Origin of the sequence: Lentzea sp. NBC_00516 (genome assembly GCF_036346835.1) — a bacterium.
In the GTDB taxonomy this organism is placed as follows: Bacteria; Actinomycetota; Actinomycetes; order Mycobacteriales; family Pseudonocardiaceae; genus Lentzea; species Lentzea sokolovensis.
Map to the genome: position 1 here is coordinate 543,159 of NZ_CP107840.1, position 17,094 is coordinate 560,252.

Sequence of the window (17,094 nt, forward strand, 5' to 3'; positions counted from 1 at the left end):
GGGGGGTGGCGCCGTGGGCGGGTTGATGGCACGCCTGTTGCGTTGGGCGGCTGCCTGTTGCTTTGAGGGGTGCGTTGGCGGTGGGGTCCCGTCACGAGCCGAGCCAAGAGCGGGCCACATCAGAGAGGTCAGGTCAAGTCGACGAAAAGCGTGTCGACTTGACCTGACCTCTCTGATGCAGCAAGAGCTATGGCGCGACTCGTGACGGGACCCCACCGCCCTGACCGCGCGGTAAGGACTGCTCGCCTTCGGCTTCGCGTGGTCTGTGGTGCGTCAGGAACGCGTAAAGATCACCCGGTAGCGCTCTGCGGTTGTCCTGGGGTGCGGTTATCTTGCGGGCACCAGGTGGTTTAGGGGGTTGTTCGTGGCTGATCAGCAGGTTTCCGACGCGCCGGCTCGGCGGAAGCTTGCTCATGATGGCGTTCGGCTGGCTGTGGTTGTTGGGGCGCTCGGGGTTGTGTTCGGTGACATCGGTACTAGTCCGATCTACACGATTCAGACTGTGTTCAACCCCGCTGATCCGCATCCTGTGCCGGTTAGCGTGGACAACGTTTATGGCGTTGTGTCGTTGATCTTCTGGTCGGTCATGATCATCGTGACCATCACCTACGTGTTGCTGGCCATGCGCGTTCACAACGATGGTGAGGGCGGCATCATGGCCCTCATCACGCTGTTGCGGCGGTGGAAGGCCAAGCAGGGGCGGAAGGCTGCGGCTACGTTGGCTGCGCTGGGGGTGTTTGGCGCTGCGTTGTTCTTTGGCGACAGCATGATCACGCCTGCTATCTCCGTGTTGTCTGCGGTGGAGGGGTTGAAGGTCGTCGAGCCGGAGTTGGAGCGGTTCGTCGTGCCGATCACTGCCGTGATCATCGTTGGGCTGTTTTTGGTGCAGCGGCGGGGGAGTGGGGTGGTCGGGCGGTTCTTCGGGCCGGTGATGATCCTGTGGTTCGGTGTGATCGGGGTGGCTGGGGTCGTTGGGATCGCTGGGCATCCGGAGATCCTCAAGGCGTTGTTGCCCACGTATGCGGTCGGGTTTTTGTTCGGGCACTTTGACATCGCGTTCTTTGCGCTGGCGGCTGTGGTGCTGGCTGTGACTGGTGCCGAGGCGTTGTACGCGGACATGGGGCACTTTGGGCGGCCCGCCATTGCCCGTGGGTGGTTGTTTCTGGTGTTTCCCGCCTGTGTGCTCAGTTATATGGGGCAAGGGGCGTTGATTCTGGACGACCCTGCCAACGTCAGCGGGCCGTTCTTCCTGCTGGTGCCTGAGTGGGCTCGGTGGCCGATGGTCGTGCTGGCCACGGCGGCGACCGTGATCGCTTCGCAAGCCGTGATCACTGGGGCCTACTCGGTGGCGTCGCAGGCTGCGCAGCTCGGGTATTTGCCGCGGTTGAGGATCGCGCACACGTCGGAGTCGACGATCGGGCAGATCTACGTGCCGTGGATCAACTGGATGTTGATGATCTCGGTGTTGACGCTCGTGTTCGCGTTTCAGACGTCGGCTGCGCTGGCGTTCGCGTTCGGGATGGCCGTTACCGGGACCATCACGATCACCACGACGTTGTTCCTGTTCATCGCGCGCTTGAAGTTCGGTGCTCCGGCGTGGGCGATCGGGCTCGGCTGCGTTCTGTTGCTGGGTGTGGATCTGTTGTTCCTCGCGGCCAACATGACGAAGTTGCTGCATGGCGCTTGGTTGCCGTTGTTGATCGGGCTGACCGCGTTCACCGTCATGACGACCTGGCAGCGTGGGCGGGCGATCGTCACCAAGGCTCGCCGGGATGCTGAGGGGTCGTTGCAGGCGTTTGTCGAGGAGCTCCATGAGCAGCAGCCGACGCGGGTGCCGGGGTGTGCTGTGTTTCTCAACCGTGGCAAAGAGACCGCGCCGTTGGCGATGCGGGCGAACGTTGAGCACAACCACGTGTTGCACGAGCGGGTGGTGATCGTGTCCATCGAGACCGAACCTGTGCCGCGGGTGCCGCTGGAGCGGCGCGTTCAGGTTGACGAGCTCGGGTACGTCGACGACGGCATTGTCTACGTGAGCGCTCGCTTCGGGTACATGGAGACGCCGGACGTGCCCGCGGCGCTCGCGTTGCTGGATCCGGCGCAGACCGAAGGGGCGCTGGACCTCGGGCAGGCGCGGTACTTCCTGTCGAAGATCGAGCTGCAGCGCGGGTCGAAGCGGACCATGGCCGGGTGGCGCAAGCGGTTGTTCGTGGCGACGTCCTACATCACGGCCGACGCGGCCGAGCACTTCGGATTGCCCCGAGAGCGAACAGTGATCATGGGAGCGCACATCGATGTTTAGGTAGAGCCATGACGGACCTCTACCTGGAACTGGAACCGACGGCCGAGAGGCCCGTGGTCGTGCTGGTCGCCGGGATTCCCGGGGCGGGAAAGAGCACGCTCGCGGAGTTGCTGGCCCGTCGCCTGCGCACGCCGATCTTCTCCATGGACTGGGTGATGGGGGCGCTGGTCCTGGGGCGCGCGATCACCGAGGAGAACGCGTACGAGGTGGGCGATCTGCAGCTCCGCGCCTCCGTGGCCCGGCACGTCCAGTTGGGGATCGATGTTGTCGTGGACGCCACCGGGCACACCCGCGAGGAGCGTGGCCGGTGGCGTGAGCTCACCGAACGGCTTGGGGGTGTGTTCGTCGGCGTCGAGTGCGTTTGTTCGGACGAAGCCCTGCACCGGGAACGGATCGACGGTCGCGACCGGGGGATTCCTGGTTGGCACGCAACGGTTCCGTGGGAGCACGTCCAGCGCATGCGTGGCCTGTGGGAGCCGTGGGAGGACGACCACCTGGTGCTCGACTCGGCCGTCGAGACTCCGGACAGCTCTCTGGAGCGCGTCCTGGAGGTGGTGCGGGGCCTGCGGTCAACAGGGGAGACCGCAGACCCCGTGATTGTGGGCCGTTAGGCGCTTTCCGCTGCTGCCGCACGGCCTGCCGAGCGTCCGGAGAACAGGCAGCCGCCGAGGAACGTGCCTTCCAGCGCGCGGTAGCCGTGCACGCCGCCGCCGCCGAAGCCGGCGACCTCGCCCGCCGCGTACAGGCCGCGGACCGGCTGGCCGTTCGAGCCGAGCACCCGGCCCTGCAGGTCCGTTTGCAGACCGCCCAGCGTCTTGCGGGTCAGGATGTTCATCCTGATCGCGATCAGCGGGCCGGCTCCGGCATCGAGGAGCTTGTGCAGTCCCGCCGTGCGGGCGAGGCTGTCTCCGCTGTAGGCCAGGGAGTTGCGGATCCCCATCACCTGGACGTCCTTGGAGAAGGGGTTGTCGACCTGCTGGTCGCGGATGGTGATCTGGCGGCGCAGGTCGTCGAGGTTGATCAGGTTCTGCCCGGTCAGCGCGTTCATCCCGGCGACGAGGTCGGGCAGGTTGTTCTTGATGACGAAGTCGACGCCCTTGTCCATGAACGCCTTCACCGGCGGCGGCGTGCTGTTGAAGATCCGCATCGCGATGTAGGCGGCGAGGTCCTTGCGAGTGATTTCCGGGTTCTGCTCGGAACCGGAGAGCACGAACTCCTTGTCGATGATCTTCTTGTTGAGCACGAACCACGAGTAGTCGTAGCCGGACTTGCCGATCAGCTCCAGCGTGCCGAGCGTGTCCAGGGACGGGATGCCGGGGTTGGGGAAGCGTTTGCCCCGCGCGTCGAGCCACAGCGACGACGGCGCGGCCAGCACGCGGATGCCGTGGTCCGGCCAGATCGGCGTGTGGTTGATCATGCCCTCGGTGTAGTGCCACATGCGGTCGCGGTTCACGATCCGGCCGCCGGCCAGTTCGGTGATCGCCAGCATCCGGCCGTCGACGTGCGCGGGAACGCCGGTGACGAGCCGCCGCGGTGCAGGGCCGAGGCGAGCAGGCCAGTTGCGGCGCACCAGGTCGTGGTTCGCGCCGATGCCGCCCGACGTGACGACCACCATCGGCGCGTACAGCTCGAAGTCGCCGACCTTGGTGCGGGAGCTGGGTGTGCCGCGCGCGGCGCTGCTCGGCTCGAGGACGGTGCCGCGCACGCCCGTCACGGCGCCGTTGCTGACGATCAGCCCGTCGACCTGGTGGCGGAACTTGAAGGTGACCTTGCCGTCGCGGACGGAGTCGCGCACCTTCTTCTCGAACGGCTCCATCACGCCGGGACCGGTGCCCAGCGTCATGTGGAAGCGCGGCACCGAGTTGCCGGGTCCGTCCGCGAGCTGGCCACCGCGTTCGGCCCAGCCGACGATCGGCACCCAGCGCACGCCCAGGCCGTACAGCCAGTCGCGCTTCTCCCCGGCCGCGAAGTTCAGGTAGGCCTCCGCCCACTTCGCCGCCCAGTAGTCCTCGCCCAGGGGATCGCTCACACCGCGGTCGAACCCGGCGGTGTTGAACCAGTCGGCGCGGGCCAGTTCCAGCGAGTCCTTGATGCCGGCGGTGCGCTGCTCGGACGAGTTCACGAAGAAGAGGCCGCCGAGCGACCAGAACGCCTGTCCACCCAGGCTGGCCTCGGGTTCCTGGTCCAGCAGGAGGACCTTGCGGCCCGCCGCGGCCAGTTCGGAGGTCGCCACGAGACCGGCCAGGCCGTGCCCGATGACGATCACGTCCGCGTCGACTCGCGGCGCCGCCCCGGCGACTGCCTGCCCCAGTGTCCCGCTCGCGGCGATCGCCCCGATCGCGCCGCTGGCGGCAAGCAGGTTGCGGCGGCTGATGTTCCGGTCCGACATCCCAGGGCCTTCCTCGTTGAAGGGTGGTGCCAACGCGAATTACTCTCGCGTAAAGCAACTAACCAGTAACCGGAGAGCGGGGGATAGGGGCCCGTCACCAAACGGCGACGGCTGTGTTGTGGCCGTCACACAACGTGGTGTTTGGGAGGCGCTGTGCCGGGTATGTCCGCGATGGTCCGCCGGGTGCTCGAGGCCGTCGCCGCCGACGAGAAGGTGGTCGAACGGGTCGTCGACGCCGCCCGCGGCAACTCGCCGGAGGTCGCCAGGCTGCCCGCGGAGGAGAACCGCAGACACATCGCCTTCCTGCTGGCCGAAGGGATCTCGCACCTCGAACGCGGCGGTTCGCCCGACGACGGCGACTTCTCCGCCGCGTTGTCGCTGGGTGCGGACCGCGCCGCTCAGGGCGTGTCGATGGCGGGACTGCTGCGCGGCGTGCACGCCGGGCGCACCGAGCTGATCAGGGCGAGCGTCGAGCTCGCGCGGTCGCTGGGGGTCGCCGACGGCACGATCCTGGACTTCATGATCGACCTGGACCACTACGTCGGCGCGGTCGAGCGGCACATCATCAGCGGTTATCACACCGCCGAACTGCAGCTGTCCCGCACGGCCCGCGATCTGAACGCCCAGGTGCTGCGGCGGCTGCTGGTGTCCGGTGAGTTCCCGGACGCGTCCGAGCTCGCACGCACCGGTCTGCGTCCCGACGGTCGTTATCACTGCGTGGTGTCCGGGGTGACCGATCCGAGCCATGCGCGGACGCTGGAACAGCGGCTGCACACGTTCGGCGGCGTGTACGGACTGGTTGAGGGGCGGCTCGCGGGACTGACGCACGTGCCGCCGTCGTGGTCGGACGACCTGCTCGTGGTGTCACCGGCGACCGCGCTGAAGTCGTTGCGGGGCACGTACTCCCTGTGCGCGCGGGCACTGGCGGCCGCAGGAGCTTCTCTGGGAGTGCGGCTGCTGACCGATCTCGCTGGTGAGACCGCTCTCGCGGCGGTCCCGGCGCTGGCGGACACGCTCGCCGACTCGCTGCTCGGCCAGCTGGATCCGAAGAGCACGTTCCACCACGAGATGGTCGTGACGGCGTTGTGCTACCTGGACAACGGTGGTCGGCTCAGCGCGACGGCATCGGCGTTGCACATCCACGCGAACACCGTGCGGTACCGGCTCGACCGGCTGGTGGAGCTGACGATGGTCGATCTCGGCGAGAACCCGGTCACGGGACGTTCACACGTGCTGACGACGCTGCACACCTGGTGGGCGCTGCGGTCGTGGATCGACCGCAGCGCCAGGTGAGGCTTTAGAGACGGTAGAAGTTCGCGTAGTGGTCCGGGGAGAAGTAGACCGTGCCGGCGGTGCGGTCGACGATGATCCGGTACGCGTCCCGGGACGCGCCACAGGCACGCGGGTAGACGTCGAACTCCAGGTAGCTGTGGCCGGCGGGCAGCTGGCCCTCGCGGTTCTGGTGGACACCGCCGGCGTAGTTGCACTGGCTGCCCGACCAGTTGCTGACCCAGCCGCGCGTGCTCGGGTAACCCTTCTGTTGCCACGTCTTGTTGGCCGAGACGGCCGCGGAACAGCGAGACTGAGTGCAGGAGTTGTAGACCGCGGCGTCGGCGGCGGGTGCGACGGCCGTGGTCACACCGAGCGTGGACGCGACGATCGCGAGAGCGGCGAACAAACGACGTGTCCGGTGCGGTTGCAGGGTTTGCACTTCAGACCTCCATCGGCAGGGAACGAGGGAACGTCCTGATCCTGGCTGTTGATCACCACGAGCCGATGAACGGCAGGGAACCATCCGCGCAACTGTGGCCTCTCCACGTTCGCACACACGGCGTCGTCCCGCGAGGCTTGGACCGCTGACGACTCTGAACGCCGGAGTTGATCAACGCCGAACAGTGGATTGCGCACGCTGCCACCGGCGATAAGTTTGTCCAATGGCGGCACGGAAGCACTTGGTGGTGCTGTTGACCTTGCTCGTGGCCGGGTGCACGGCCACACAGGACGGCAGACCTTTCCCCGCACCACGCGTTTCTTCTTCCACAGTGGAGAAAGAGCCGTCCACAAAGGTGCGTGCCGTTGTGGACGGCCGCACCGTCGAGCTGGCCGACGGCACGCGCGCCCGCATCGCGCGCCTGGCCGAACCTCCGGCATGCGCCGCACCGGCCGCCCTCGACTTCGCCACGAAGGCGTTGCTGGACAAGGAAGTCCGGGTGAGCAGCATCACTCCCGGCGAGGTCTCGCTGACGCTGCCCGACGGCACCGACTACGCGTTGCTGGCCGTGCAGTACGGCATCCTGCGCACCGCGGGCGTGGACGGCGGCCCGCTGGTCGAGGCGGAGAGCAAGGCCTCGAAGGCGAAACTCGGTCTGTGGGCGCAGGACTGTCCCGCGTCGGCCGTCCCGCCGCCTTCTTCGACCGCCGCCACGCCCGCGGCGCCCTGCGTCGTGGTCTACCGGATCACCGGCCAGTGGCCCGGTGCGTTCCAGGGGGAGGTGACCATCCGCAACGTCAGCGGCGCGTTGGTCCAGGGCTGGACGGTGCGCTGGCGGTTCGCCGGCGGGGAGACCGTGACGCAGCTGTGGAACGGCACGGTCGCCCAGTCCGGCGCGGATGTGAGCGTGACCAACGCCGACTACAACGCGCTGATCGTCACGGACGGCTCGGTGTCGTTCGGTTTCAACGGCTCCATCACCGGTCCCAGTTCGCCGCCGACCTCGTTCAGCGTCAACGGCGCGGCCTGCACCACGGGTTAGTGGTGTGGCCCGGAACGTTGCCGGGCGACACCACTAGTTCTTCTGCCACCAGGTGGTGACGATGCGGGCGTACTCGTCCGCGTTCTCCTCCCACACGAAGTGCGCCGCGTCCACGACGTCCAGCCTGCTGTTCGGCAACCGCTCGTGCAGGTACTCCGCGTTGGAGACCGGCACCACCGTGTCGTGCTTGCCGTTGATCAGCTGGACGGGCGTGGTGATGCTCGGCAGGAGCTTGCTCAGTTCCTGCAGCTCTGCCGGATACGCGCGGACGTACGCCATCTGTTCGACGAACCGCTGGCCCTGGTAGCCGGCGAGGTAGTCCTGCCGCACCACGTCCGGCAGTTCGTAGCCCTGGATGGCGTCCATGGCGACGTTCACGATGTCCTTGGGACCGAGTGCCCGGTACGGCGAGAGGTCCTCGTCGTGCACCCACTCGTGCAGCGGGGTGCCCAGCTCCGTCGGTGACACCGCGCCGCCGCTGCCGATCACGATGCTGCGGAACCTCTCCGGCGCCTTCGCCGCGGCGAACAGGGCCGCGCTGGTGCCGATGTCAGGGCCGACGACGTGGGGCTGTTCGAGGTCGAACGCGTCGGCGATGCGCACGAGGAAGTCGCCCATGGCCTTGGGGGACAGCAGGTCCTCGCGCAGGTCGGAGTGCCCGAATCCGGGCAGGTCGACCGCGATCAGGCTCGCGTGCTCGGCGAGTCTCGTCCAGGTCGGGTCGTAGGCGTAGACGCTCTCGGGCCACGGGCTGAGCAGCAGCGCGGCCGGTTTGCTGTTGGCGCTCACGGCGTAGCGGATGGACAGGCCGTCGATGGTGCGGAACCTCGGTTGGATGTCGCTCATGAATCCAATATGACCGGTCGTCTTGAGTTCGTCAAGAGGTAAGACGGTCGGTCATATTGACCTGGGTCTCAGTGCAGGACGACCTCGAAGGCGACCGTGAAGAAGGCGGCGAACGCCGACCCGTCCTTGGCCGCCCGTTCGCCGACGATGGCACCTTCCCAGGAGTTGAGCAGGAACCTGGCCAGGGTCTCCGGGCTCTGGGTGCTCGCCACGTCGCCGGCGTCCTGCGCCTCGTGGATCACGGCGGCGATCGCGTTTCCCCAGAGGTCGAAGGCGGTCCTGACCCCGTCGCGGATGGCGGGGATGTGGTCTGCGGCCTCGACGCTGAAGTTGCCGTAGACGCAGCCGCGTTCGTAGCCGAAGTCGACGATGTCCCGCGCCAGCGCGTCGAAGTGGTCGCGCAGCCGGGCGAGCGGTGCGGTCTTCGGGGTTTGGAGCTTGTCCAAGTGGCGTGTCTGGCCGTAGCGGTCCATCACGACGAGGGCGAGCGCTTCCTTGCTCTCGAAGTGGTTGTAGAACGAGCCCTTGGGCACGCCCGCGCTGTCGGTGATCAGCTTGACGCCGCACGCGTTGTAGCCGTGCCTGTGGAACTGTTCGAACGCGGCGTCGACGATCTGCTCTCGCACACTTGCCCTGGGCATACCACCAATATGAGCGGTCGTCTCGGAGTCGTCAAGTTGGTGCGAGGCTTCCGTTCAGTGGAAAGCCGCGGTCGACTCCGGCGAGGCGCTTGCCTAGCGTTCGATGACGTGACGACCAGCCAGCACGAGATCAGCGACGAGATCGCGAAGATCCAGGCCGACTCACCGGGGGGTGCGCCGCTGCTGGACTTCGCGCCGTACCGCAGCACGACGTTGCGCCACCCCACCAAGGAACCGCTGCACGTCGACCCCGAGGGCGCCGAGCTGCTCGCGCCGGTTTTCGGCCACTCGGACGTCGACACCGTCGAAGCGGACCTGACCCTGCAGCGCGGCGGCGAGCCGATCGGCGAACGCATCCGGGTGCACGGCCGCGTGCTCGACGGTGACGGCCGTCCGGTGCGCCGGCAGCTCGTCGAGGTCTGGCAGGCCAACGCCGCCGGCCGCTACTCGCACCAGGGCGACCAGCATCCCGCGCCGCTGGACCCGAACTTCACCGGCGTCGGCCGTTGCCTGACCGACGACGACGGCTGGTACTCGTTCACCTCGATCAAGCCGGGCCCGTACCCGTGGCGCAACCACCACAACGCCTGGCGGCCCGCGCACATCCACTTCTCGCTGTTCGGCACGGACTTCACCCAGCGGCTGATCACGCAGATGTACTTCCCCGGCGACCAGTTGCTGGCGCTGGACCCGATCGCGCAGTCGATCACCGACCCCGCCGCCCTGGCCCGGCTCATCGCGTCGTACGACCACGCGCAGTCCGAGCACGAGTGGTTGCTCGGGTACCGCTGGGACATCGTGCTGACCGGCAGCCACGCGACCTACCTGGAGCCGTCCGATGACTGACTCGACGCCCGGCCAGACCGTCGGCCCGTTCTTCCACCACGCGCTGGCGTTTCCCGGCGACTCCGAACTGGTGCCGTTCGGCTCGGCCGGATCCGTGGTGCTGCACGGCTACGTCCACGACGGCGCGGGCGATCCCGTGCCGGACGCGATGATCGAGATCCGCCAGTCCGACGCCGCCGGTGTCGTGCCGCGGGTCGGCGGGTCGTTGCGGCGGCGCGGGGCGGGGTTCACGGGCTGGGGCCGGTCCTGCACCGACGGCGCCGGGCACTACTGGTTCAGCACCGTCGAGCCCGGGCTGCCGTTCTTCGCGGTGACGGTGTTCGCGCGTGGGCTGCTCGACCGGTTGTTCACGCGCATCTACCTGCCCGGAGCCGCGGACGCCGTGGAGGGACTGGTAGCGGAGCGGGAGGAGGACGGCCGGTTGCGGTTCGACCTTCATCTGCAGGGGCCGTCCGAGACGGTGTTCTTCAAGTTCCCGCGGACGTGATCGTGCTTCCAGGTTCTCATCGCGCCGCGGGCCTCGTCGACGATGCCGCGCTGGTGCGCGCGATGCTGGAGGTCGAGGTCGCCTGGGCGCGCGTGCTCGGGACTTCGCTCTCGTTGGGCGACTGGGTTCCTGTGCTGGACCCGGTCGAGGTCGAGGCGGCAGGAAATCCGGTGTTGCCGCTGGTGTCCGCTTTGCGCGCAAGGGTTTCCTCGCCTGTCCACACCGGACTGACCAGTCAGGACGTGCTCGACTCCGCGCTGATGTTGCTGGCGCGCGGGGCTTTGGAGCGGGTGTCGGCGGATCTGCGACGGGTTGGCGTCGCGCTGGCCCGGCTGGCCGGCGAGCATCGGTCGAGCGTGATGGCCGGCCGGACGTTGACGCAGTACGCCGTGCCGATCACGTTCGGGCTCAAGGCCGCGCGGTGGCTGGTCGGGGTGCTGGACTCGGTGGACGAGCTGGACGTCGTGGCGCGGAACCTGCCGGTGCAGTGCGGCGGCGCGGCGGGGACGTTGTCGCGGGTCGCGGACCCGGTTGCTTCGGCATCGGCCTTCGCCGGGCATTTGGGGCTCGTGTGGCCGGGGATGCCCTGGCACACGTATCGCGCGCCGGTCACCCGGCTCGGCGACGCGGTGGTGCGGTGTTGCGACGCGCTCGGGGTGATGGCGGCGGACCTGCTGACGCTGGGGCGGCCGGAGATCGGCGAGGTCCGCGAGGGGTTCGTGGAGGGGCGGGGTGGCTCGTCGACCATGCCGCACAAGCGGAACCCGGTGCTGTCGGTGCTGGTGAACAGCGCGGCGCTGCAGGCTCCCGGGCTGGGAGCGCAGTTGCACCTCTGTGCGGCGCGGGCGGTGGACGAGCGGCCGGACGGGGCGTGGCACGCGGAGTGGCCTGCCTTGCGGGCGTTGCTGGAGCTGGCGGTGGTGGCGGCTTCGCAGGCCGCGGAGTTGGTGGAGGGACTGGAGGTGCACGCCGATGTGATGGCGCGGCGGGCTCGTGAGGTTGCCGGGGAGTTGCTGGCGGAGCGCGGTGGTGGTGATGATCCCGGCTCGTATCTCGGGGCGGCCGAGGTGTTCGTGGACGAGGCGCTGAAGCGGTGGGAGGGGCGCGATGTCCGTTGAATGGGCGGGGGCTGGAGGAGATGCGATGTCCTACGACGACGGCATGAAGGTTCGGCGTGAGGTGCTCGGGGACGCGCACGTGGACCGGGCGGAGCCGGACGAGTTCACGCGCGACTTCCAGGAGTTCATCACCAAGTACGCGTGGGGCGAGGTGTGGACGCGGCCCGGACTCGACCGCAGGACGCGCAGTGCGATCACGCTCACGGCGTTGATCGCGCGCGGGCATTGGGACGAGTTGAAGCTGCACGTCGCGGCGGCGGTGCGCAACGGGTTGACGAAGGACGAGATCGGCGAGGTGATCCTGCAGAGCGCGATCTACTGCGGCGTTCCCGCGGCCAATCACGCGTTCTCGGTGGCGCGGTCGGTGCTGAAGGAGGACGTGTGAACGAAGGAGCTGTCATGACGCGCACCCAGGTCGGCATCGTCGGAGCGGGACCGGCCGGGCTGATGCTCTCGCATCTGTTGTCCCTCAACGGGATCGACAGCGTCGTTGTCGACAACAGGACGCGCGTGGAGATCGAGAACACGGTCCGCGCCGGGATTCTGGAAGCCGACAGCGCGCGGTTGCTGGCCGAGACCGGGGTGTCGGACCGGGTGCTGCGCGACGGGCATCCGCACGAGGGCATCGACCTGCGGTTCGGCGGCGAGAGCCATCGCGTCGACTTCCGCGCGCTGGTCGGCGAGTCGGTCTGGCTCTACCCGCAGACCGACGTGTTCGTGGACCTGGCGAACGCCCGCGAACGCGACGGCGGCGACGTGCGGTTCGGCGTCAGCGACACGTCGGTCGACATCACCGAGCCCGCGATCCGGTTCGTCGACAGCGACGGCGTGCGGCAGGAGGTGCGCTGCGACCTGCTCGTCGGCGCGGACGGCTCCCGTTCGATCTGCCGCGCCCAGGTGCCGGAAGCCCTGCGCACGCACAGCTTCCGCGAGTACCCGTTCGCCTGGTTCGGCATCATCACCGAGGCGCCGCGCAGCGCCCCCGAGCTGATCTACGCGCACTCGCCGCGCGGGTTCGCGTTGATCAGCCAGCGCACCGAGACGCATCAGCGCATGTACTTCCAGTGCGACCCGGAGACCGATCCCGCGGCGTGGTCCGCCGGCCAGATCTGGGAGGAGCTGCAGGCACGGGTCGCCGGGCCGGACGGGTTCACGCTCAGGGAAGGGCCGATCACCGAGAAGACCGTGCTGCGCTTCCGGTCGTTCGTCGCGGAACCCATGCGCCACGGCAAGTTGCTGCTCGCCGGCGACGCCGCTCACACCGTGCCGCCGACCGGCGCGAAAGGCCTGAACCTGGCACTGCAGGACGTCCGGGTGCTCGCCGAGGTCATCGAACGCGCGTTGCTCAAGAACGACGACGACGCGCTGGACGAGTACGGGCCGCGTGCGCTGGACAGGGTGTGGAAGGCGCAGCACTTCTCGTACTGGATGACCACGATGCTGCACGCCCTGCCCGGCGCGACGGACTTCGACGTGCGCAGGCAACTCGGCGAACTGCGTTCGGTGGTCGGGTCGGAGGCGGGATCGAGGTTCCTGGCCGAGGGGTACACGGGCTGCTGGCCCGCTTGAGTGAAACTGGAGCGCGGTCCGCGAGACTGTCCTGATGGACATCGCGGCGCTGCGCCTCGGCAACATCGGACGGCTCAAGTCGGCGGAGGACGTCGTCGGCTCGCTCGGAGCCCTGCAGGGCCAGGACTACGGCCAGTCGCTGTGGGCGATCGGCCTGCGCACGGCGGGTGCCAGGATCGCCGACGTCGAGGAAGCGCTGCAGACCGGACGAGTCATCCGCACGTGGCTGATGCGCGGCACGATCCACTACGTCCTGGCCGAGGACGTCCGGTGGATGCTGGGCGTGTTCGGCGCCCGCTACCTCGCCAGGCTCACCCCCAAGGCCTGGCAGTACCACCACATGACGCCAGAGCTGATGTCGTTGGCGCGCAAGACGTTCGTGAAGGCGCTCACCGGTGGCGGCTGCCTCACCCGCCGAGAGATGATCGACCTGATGGCGGGCGTCGGCATCCCGGACGACCGCCAGCAGAGCTACTTCACGTTCATCCACCTCGCCCACGAGGGCCTGGTGGTGCCGGGACCGCCGCGCGGCAAGGAGCAGACGTTCGTGCTGCTGGACGAATGGGCGCCCCGGCAGCGTTCCCTGGAGGGCGACGAGGTGTTGGCCGTGCTGGCGTCGCGGTTCTTCGACAGCCACGGCCCGGCGACGCTCGCGGACTTCGCGAACTGGTGCGGCATCGGCATGCGTGAGGCTTCCCGCGGACTCGATGAGGTGAAGCACGAGCTGGTGTGCGAGACGTTCGACGGCAAGGAGTACTGGCTGCCGCCGGACCTCAAGCCGGCCTCGGGCGCGTTCGTGCTGCCCGCCTACGACGAGCTGGTGATCGGGTACAAGGACCGGAGCGCGCACTTCACCCGGTACGACGAGATCCCGATCTCCACGTACAACGGCATGTTCTACGCGACGATCATCGAGGACGGCCAGATCGCGGGGCTGTGGCGGCGGGTCATGAAGAAGACCTCGGTGGACGTGGAACTGCGGCCGCTGCCGGGCTTCGACGTCGACCGGCTCGCCGAGCACATCGCCCGGTTCGGCGACTTCCTCGGACTGCCGGTGCGGACCGTCGTGAAGGACGCGCCCGAGACCGGTTCGTCGAAGGTCAGCTGGCGTTCACGCAAGTAGCTCCACCTCGCCGCCCCGGTGACCGGGCGGGACGACCGCTAGGGCGTCCGCCAGTGCCGCGCCCCAGAGCGAACCGGGCCGGTCGTGGCCGACGGGGACGGCCGCGTTGCCGGACCTGGTGACCGGGATCAGCCGGGTGTCGCGGGGGTGAGCGTTCACATCGCCCAACCACGCCGTGATCGGCGGGCGCGCGGTGTGGCCGCCGAGGGTGTCGAGCAGCGGGTGGAGCAGGGTCAGGACCGCTGCCAGTGCGGCGAACGGGTTGCCGGGCAGGCCGACGACGCAGCGTCCGTCGGGTAGGACGGCGAGCAACATCGGGTGGCCGGGGCGGCAGGCGACGCCGCTGACCAGGATCTCGGCGTCGAGGCCCGTCAGCACTGTGCGCAGGTGGTCGGCCGGGCCCACCGAGGTGGCGCCGCAGGTGACGAGGACGTCGGCCTCGCCGGACCTGAGGGCGTCGGCGAGGGCGGACGGGTCGTCGCGCAGGTGGGTGGTGCCGATCAGGTCCGCTCTGGTGAGCAGGCCGGGGAGCATCGGGCCGATGGCGTCGCGGACTCGGCCTGGCCTGGGCAGGCCGGTGTGGAGGAGTTCGTCGCCGGTGACGATCACGGCCACTCGCGGGCGGCGGTGGGCCAAGAGGGTGTCGTGGCCTGCCGCGGCGGCCAGGCCAAGGACGGCAGGGGAGACGAGGGAACCGGCGGGGATCAGCTCGTCGCCCGCTGACCAGTCCTCGCCTCGGCGGCGGATGTGTCTGCCTGGGGGCGGGGGCTCGTGGTGGCCGTCGGGTGGGGAGGCCTCGCGGCTGTGGACGTGGCCGTCGAGTGGAGTGCCGTCCCGTCGGTCGGCGTGGTTGCCGGACGGGTCGGCCTCCGGGCCGGGTGGCGGGGTCTCGCGGTTGTCTGGTGGCGGGTCGGCGTCCTGGTGGACGTGAAGATCGGCTGACGCGCCGTGGCGTTGGTGGCTGCGAGGTCTGGGGTCGTCCAGGCGGCCGCGTCTGTCAGGGGCGTGGGCTTCCCTGAGTTGTGTGCCGTCGATGGCGCAGCGCTCCACCGGGAGCACCGAATCCGAGCCGTCCGGCACCGGCGCGCCCGTCGCCACCCCGAACGCCTCCCCGGGCCCCAGCGACAGAGCAGGCACCGGGTCCCCGGCGGCCACGCGTCCCACGACGGTCCACGGGCCGGGGCCCGCCACCGCGTAGCCGTCCATGGCCGAGGTGTCACAGGTCGGCTGGCTGGTGAGGGCCCGCACGGCCGAGGCGAGTGCGAGGCCCAGCGCGTCGGGCAGGGCGAGTTCGGCCGCGTCCAGTGGCTTCGCGGCGTCGCGTGCCGTCTGGCGGGCGAGCGTCCAGGGCATGTTCATCAGGGCTCCCGTGGTATAGCCTACCGAATACTGTATGCAATCCTCGGGACGGGGTGAAGGGCATGTCGGTCGCGACTTACGTCCGTGATCACGTCGGCAGGCTCTACCGGGTGGGGGAGACCGACGTCGAGGCGTCGGGGCGCTCGCGCCGCACGGTGCTGTGGGCCGCTTGGGCGGCGATGCTCGCGGCCGGCATCGGGCAGTACGGGTTCGGGGCGCTGATCCCTCAATTGCAGGACCGGTGGAGTGTGCCGGAGTTGTTCTGGGCACTGGCGTTGTGGACCGTCTGTCAGGCGGGCACGGCGTTTCCGGTGGCCTGGCTCAGGGAGCAGAAGAGACTGACGTCCACCGGCGCGATGTGGATCGGCGCGATCCTTTGCGGCGCCGGGCTTCTGACGCTCGGGCAGGGGCAACTGGTCGGGTACGCCATTCTCGGCGGCATCGGCGCGGGGCTGGTCTACGCGACGTGTCTCGGCACGGTCGTCCGCTGGTATCCGGAGCGCGTGACCAGGAAGGTCGCCTTCGTCAGCGGCGCGTTCGCGTACGGGTCGGTGCCGTTCGTGCTGGCCGCCGGGATCTTCTTCGGCGGCGGGTTCCTCGCGCAGGCCGGGATCGCGATCGCCGTGGTCGTCGCGGTGGCGGGCGCGGTCATGAAGGACCCGCCCGAGCACTGGTGGCCGCCGCACATCCCGCCGCGCGAGTGGGCGCTCGACCGGGCGCGCGTGCCGAACCGGTCTGCTCTCAAGGAGTTCCGGACCTACGAGGCCATGCGGTGCGGCACGTTCTGGTGGCTGTACGGCGGCGTGGCGTTCGCGGCGGCCGTGTCCCTTTACGACCTCGCGTATCTGCCGCTGTTCGTCGGCGACGAGGTGCTCGGGGCCGTCGCGCTGGCAACGCTGGCCGCGGCGACGGGCACCGGACGCGTGCTGGTCGGGTGGATCTCCGACCGGGTCGGGCGGCGGAAGGCACTGGTCTGGACGCTGGCGACGGGCGGGCTGGCGCAGTTCGTGTTGCTGTACTCCCAGAACGTCACGGGGCTGCTCATCGGCGCCACGCTCGCGGGCCTCGGCACCGGGTGCTGCTACTCGTTGCTGGTCGGCGTCACCAGGGAGTACTTCGGCGAGACGAACGGCGCGCGGAACTTCGGCGTCCTCTACACCGCCAAAGCGGCGGGGGCGTTGATCGCCGCGATTGTCCTTGCGTCACAGGGACCTGCGTTCGCGTTCATCGCGGCGGGTGTGCTCGGGCTGGCGGGCGCGGTGCTCACCGGGCACCTGTCACAACCGGGCAGGCCGCGCCTGTGAGCCGCCTGCCGCGGCTCTCGGCAGGCTGGCACCAGACGCCCGCGGACGGCTGTTGCCTGATGGAACTGACGTCGGTGCTCGCGGGCGAGGTCTGGTCGGACCGGCCCGCCTGCGTGCACCCGGTGCTGGCGTGCGTGGCGAGGTGCGTCAACGATCAGTCCACAGAGGATGGACGCAGGAAGCTCCTGCCGTTCGCCACCAAGGTGATCGGGACGCGGAAGGCGCCCGGCGAACGTCTGGTCGCGCATTGCGCGAGGAGAGCCGGGATCGTCGCGCCGAAGTGGTGGCCGCGCGACTGGGTCGTGGCCAGGGCCGTCAGGGCGCTGTCCGGGGACGAGGTGTTGCGGCGGCTGCTCGACG

General features: G+C 69.0%; 16 protein-coding genes. 11 read left to right on the forward strand and 5 right to left on the reverse strand.

Features of this window, described 5'->3' with window-relative positions; all coding sequences use genetic code 11:
• The first annotated feature begins 364 nt into the window (after positions 1–364).
• Positions 365–2,299 carry a potassium transporter Kup gene (locus OG205_RS02565; RefSeq protein WP_330274596.1) on the forward strand — a complete coding sequence of 645 codons (1,935 nt, stop codon included), beginning with the start codon at positions 365–367 and terminating at the stop codon, positions 2,297–2,299.
• 8 nt (positions 2,300–2,307) lie between these two features.
• Positions 2,308–2,910: an AAA family ATPase gene (locus tag OG205_RS02570; RefSeq protein ID WP_330274597.1), complete on the forward strand. Its 603-nt coding sequence runs from the start codon at positions 2,308–2,310 to the stop codon at positions 2,908–2,910.
• Here OG205_RS02570 and OG205_RS02575 read toward each other — a convergent pair.
• Complete coding sequence (locus OG205_RS02575) at positions 2,907–4,688, reverse strand: FAD-binding dehydrogenase (protein WP_330274598.1); 1,782 nt, start codon at positions 4,686–4,688, stop codon at positions 2,907–2,909. The two genes, OG205_RS02570 and OG205_RS02575, sit on opposite strands and share 4 nt — an antisense overlap.
• Before the next feature lie 162 nt (positions 4,689–4,850).
• Between OG205_RS02575 and OG205_RS02580 the strand changes: the two genes are divergently transcribed.
• Positions 4,851–5,981 (forward strand): helix-turn-helix domain-containing protein, encoded by a 1,131-nt coding sequence (locus OG205_RS02580; protein ID WP_330278083.1) that lies wholly within the window; start codon positions 4,851–4,853, stop codon positions 5,979–5,981.
• 4 nt (positions 5,982–5,985) lie between these two features.
• Here the strand turns inward: OG205_RS02580 and OG205_RS02585 are convergent, their stop codons facing one another.
• A complete protein-coding gene (locus OG205_RS02585) occupies positions 5,986–6,399 on the reverse strand; it encodes a ribonuclease domain-containing protein (RefSeq protein WP_330274599.1) in 414 nt (137 codons plus the stop codon).
• Positions 6,400–6,622: 223 nt separating this feature from the next.
• On the opposite strand from OG205_RS02585, the gene OG205_RS02590 reads away from it, so the two are divergent.
• Complete coding sequence (locus OG205_RS02590) at positions 6,623–7,441, forward strand: cellulose binding domain-containing protein (RefSeq protein ID WP_330274600.1); 819 nt, start codon at positions 6,623–6,625, stop codon at positions 7,439–7,441.
• Between the two features lie 33 nt (positions 7,442–7,474).
• Here the strand turns inward: OG205_RS02590 and OG205_RS02595 are convergent, their stop codons facing one another.
• Both OG205_RS02595 and OG205_RS02600 read right to left on the reverse strand, forming a co-directional pair.
• On the reverse strand, positions 7,475–8,287 hold the full coding sequence (locus tag OG205_RS02595; RefSeq protein ID WP_330274601.1) for an alpha/beta fold hydrolase: 813 nt from the start codon (positions 8,285–8,287) through the stop codon (positions 7,475–7,477).
• A 68-nt stretch (positions 8,288–8,355) separates the two neighbouring features.
• Positions 8,356–8,928 carry a TetR/AcrR family transcriptional regulator gene (locus tag OG205_RS02600; protein WP_330274602.1) on the reverse strand — a complete coding sequence of 191 codons (573 nt, stop codon included), beginning with the start codon at positions 8,926–8,928 and terminating at the stop codon, positions 8,356–8,358.
• A 108-nt stretch (positions 8,929–9,036) separates the two neighbouring features.
• Here OG205_RS02600 and pcaH point away from each other — a divergent pair, with 108 nt between their 5' ends.
• The 6 genes from pcaH to OG205_RS02630 are packed head-to-tail and all read left to right on the forward strand — an operon-like array spanning position 9,037 to position 14,071.
• A complete protein-coding gene (pcaH, locus tag OG205_RS02605) occupies positions 9,037–9,774 on the forward strand; it encodes a protocatechuate 3,4-dioxygenase subunit beta (RefSeq protein WP_330274603.1) in 738 nt (245 codons plus the stop codon).
• Positions 9,767–10,261 carry a dioxygenase family protein gene (locus tag OG205_RS02610; protein WP_330274604.1) on the forward strand — a complete coding sequence of 165 codons (495 nt, stop codon included), beginning with the start codon at positions 9,767–9,769 and terminating at the stop codon, positions 10,259–10,261. The genes pcaH and OG205_RS02610 overlap by 8 nt, the downstream gene beginning before the upstream one ends.
• Before the next feature lie 2 nt (positions 10,262–10,263).
• The gene (locus OG205_RS02615) at positions 10,264–11,379 is read left to right on the forward strand and encodes a lyase family protein (RefSeq protein ID WP_330274605.1); all 1,116 of its coding nucleotides are present in this window, start codon (positions 10,264–10,266) and stop codon (positions 11,377–11,379) included.
• 25 nt (positions 11,380–11,404) lie between these two features.
• On the forward strand, positions 11,405–11,764 hold the full coding sequence (pcaC, locus tag OG205_RS02620; protein WP_330274606.1) for a 4-carboxymuconolactone decarboxylase: 360 nt from the start codon (positions 11,405–11,407) through the stop codon (positions 11,762–11,764).
• Positions 11,765–11,778: 14 nt separating this feature from the next.
• The gene (locus OG205_RS02625) at positions 11,779–12,948 is read left to right on the forward strand and encodes a 4-hydroxybenzoate 3-monooxygenase (RefSeq protein ID WP_330274607.1); all 1,170 of its coding nucleotides are present in this window, start codon (positions 11,779–11,781) and stop codon (positions 12,946–12,948) included.
• Between the two features lie 34 nt (positions 12,949–12,982).
• Positions 12,983–14,071, forward strand: a complete 1,089-nt coding sequence (locus OG205_RS02630; protein ID WP_330274608.1) for a winged helix DNA-binding domain-containing protein — start codon at positions 12,983–12,985, stop codon at positions 14,069–14,071.
• Here OG205_RS02630 and OG205_RS02635 read toward each other — a convergent pair.
• A complete protein-coding gene (locus OG205_RS02635) occupies positions 14,060–15,430 on the reverse strand; it encodes a molybdopterin molybdotransferase MoeA (protein WP_330274609.1) in 1,371 nt (456 codons plus the stop codon). The genes OG205_RS02630 and OG205_RS02635 overlap by 12 nt on opposite strands.
• Before the next feature lie 62 nt (positions 15,431–15,492).
• On the opposite strand from OG205_RS02635, the gene OG205_RS02640 reads away from it, so the two are divergent.
• Positions 15,493–16,734, forward strand: coding sequence for an MFS transporter (locus OG205_RS02640; protein WP_330274610.1), 1,242 nt, complete (start codon positions 15,493–15,495; stop codon positions 16,732–16,734).
• Positions 16,735–17,094 lie beyond the last annotated feature (360 nt).

Excerpts from the sequence above, each read along its gene's own strand:
- OG205_RS02600 (WP_330274602.1), bottom strand. The coding sequence starts at position 8,928 with ATGCCCAGGGCAAGTGTGCGAGAGCAGATCGTCGACGCCGCGTTCGAA.
- OG205_RS02575 (WP_330274598.1), bottom strand. The coding sequence starts at position 4,688 with ATGTCGGACCGGAACATCAGCCGCCGCAACCTGCTTGCCGCCAGCGGC.
- OG205_RS02640 (WP_330274610.1), top strand. The coding sequence starts at position 15,493 with ATGTCGGTCGCGACTTACGTCCGTGATCACGTCGGCAGGCTCTACCGG.
- OG205_RS02570 (WP_330274597.1), top strand. The coding sequence starts at position 2,308 with ATGACGGACCTCTACCTGGAACTGGAACCGACGGCCGAGAGGCCCGTG.
- OG205_RS02580 (WP_330278083.1), top strand. The coding sequence starts at position 4,851 with ATGTCCGCGATGGTCCGCCGGGTGCTCGAGGCCGTCGCCGCCGACGAG.
- OG205_RS02590 (WP_330274600.1), top strand. The coding sequence starts at position 6,623 with ATGGCGGCACGGAAGCACTTGGTGGTGCTGTTGACCTTGCTCGTGGCC.
- OG205_RS02625 (WP_330274607.1), top strand. The coding sequence starts at position 11,779 with ATGACGCGCACCCAGGTCGGCATCGTCGGAGCGGGACCGGCCGGGCTG.
- OG205_RS02635 (WP_330274609.1), bottom strand. The coding sequence starts at position 15,430 with ATGAACATGCCCTGGACGCTCGCCCGCCAGACGGCACGCGACGCCGCG.
- OG205_RS02610 (WP_330274604.1), top strand. The coding sequence starts at position 9,767 with ATGACTGACTCGACGCCCGGCCAGACCGTCGGCCCGTTCTTCCACCAC.
- pcaC (WP_330274606.1), top strand. The coding sequence starts at position 11,405 with ATGTCCTACGACGACGGCATGAAGGTTCGGCGTGAGGTGCTCGGGGAC.
- OG205_RS02630 (WP_330274608.1), top strand. The coding sequence starts at position 12,983 with ATGGACATCGCGGCGCTGCGCCTCGGCAACATCGGACGGCTCAAGTCG.
- OG205_RS02595 (WP_330274601.1), bottom strand. The coding sequence starts at position 8,287 with ATGAGCGACATCCAACCGAGGTTCCGCACCATCGACGGCCTGTCCATC.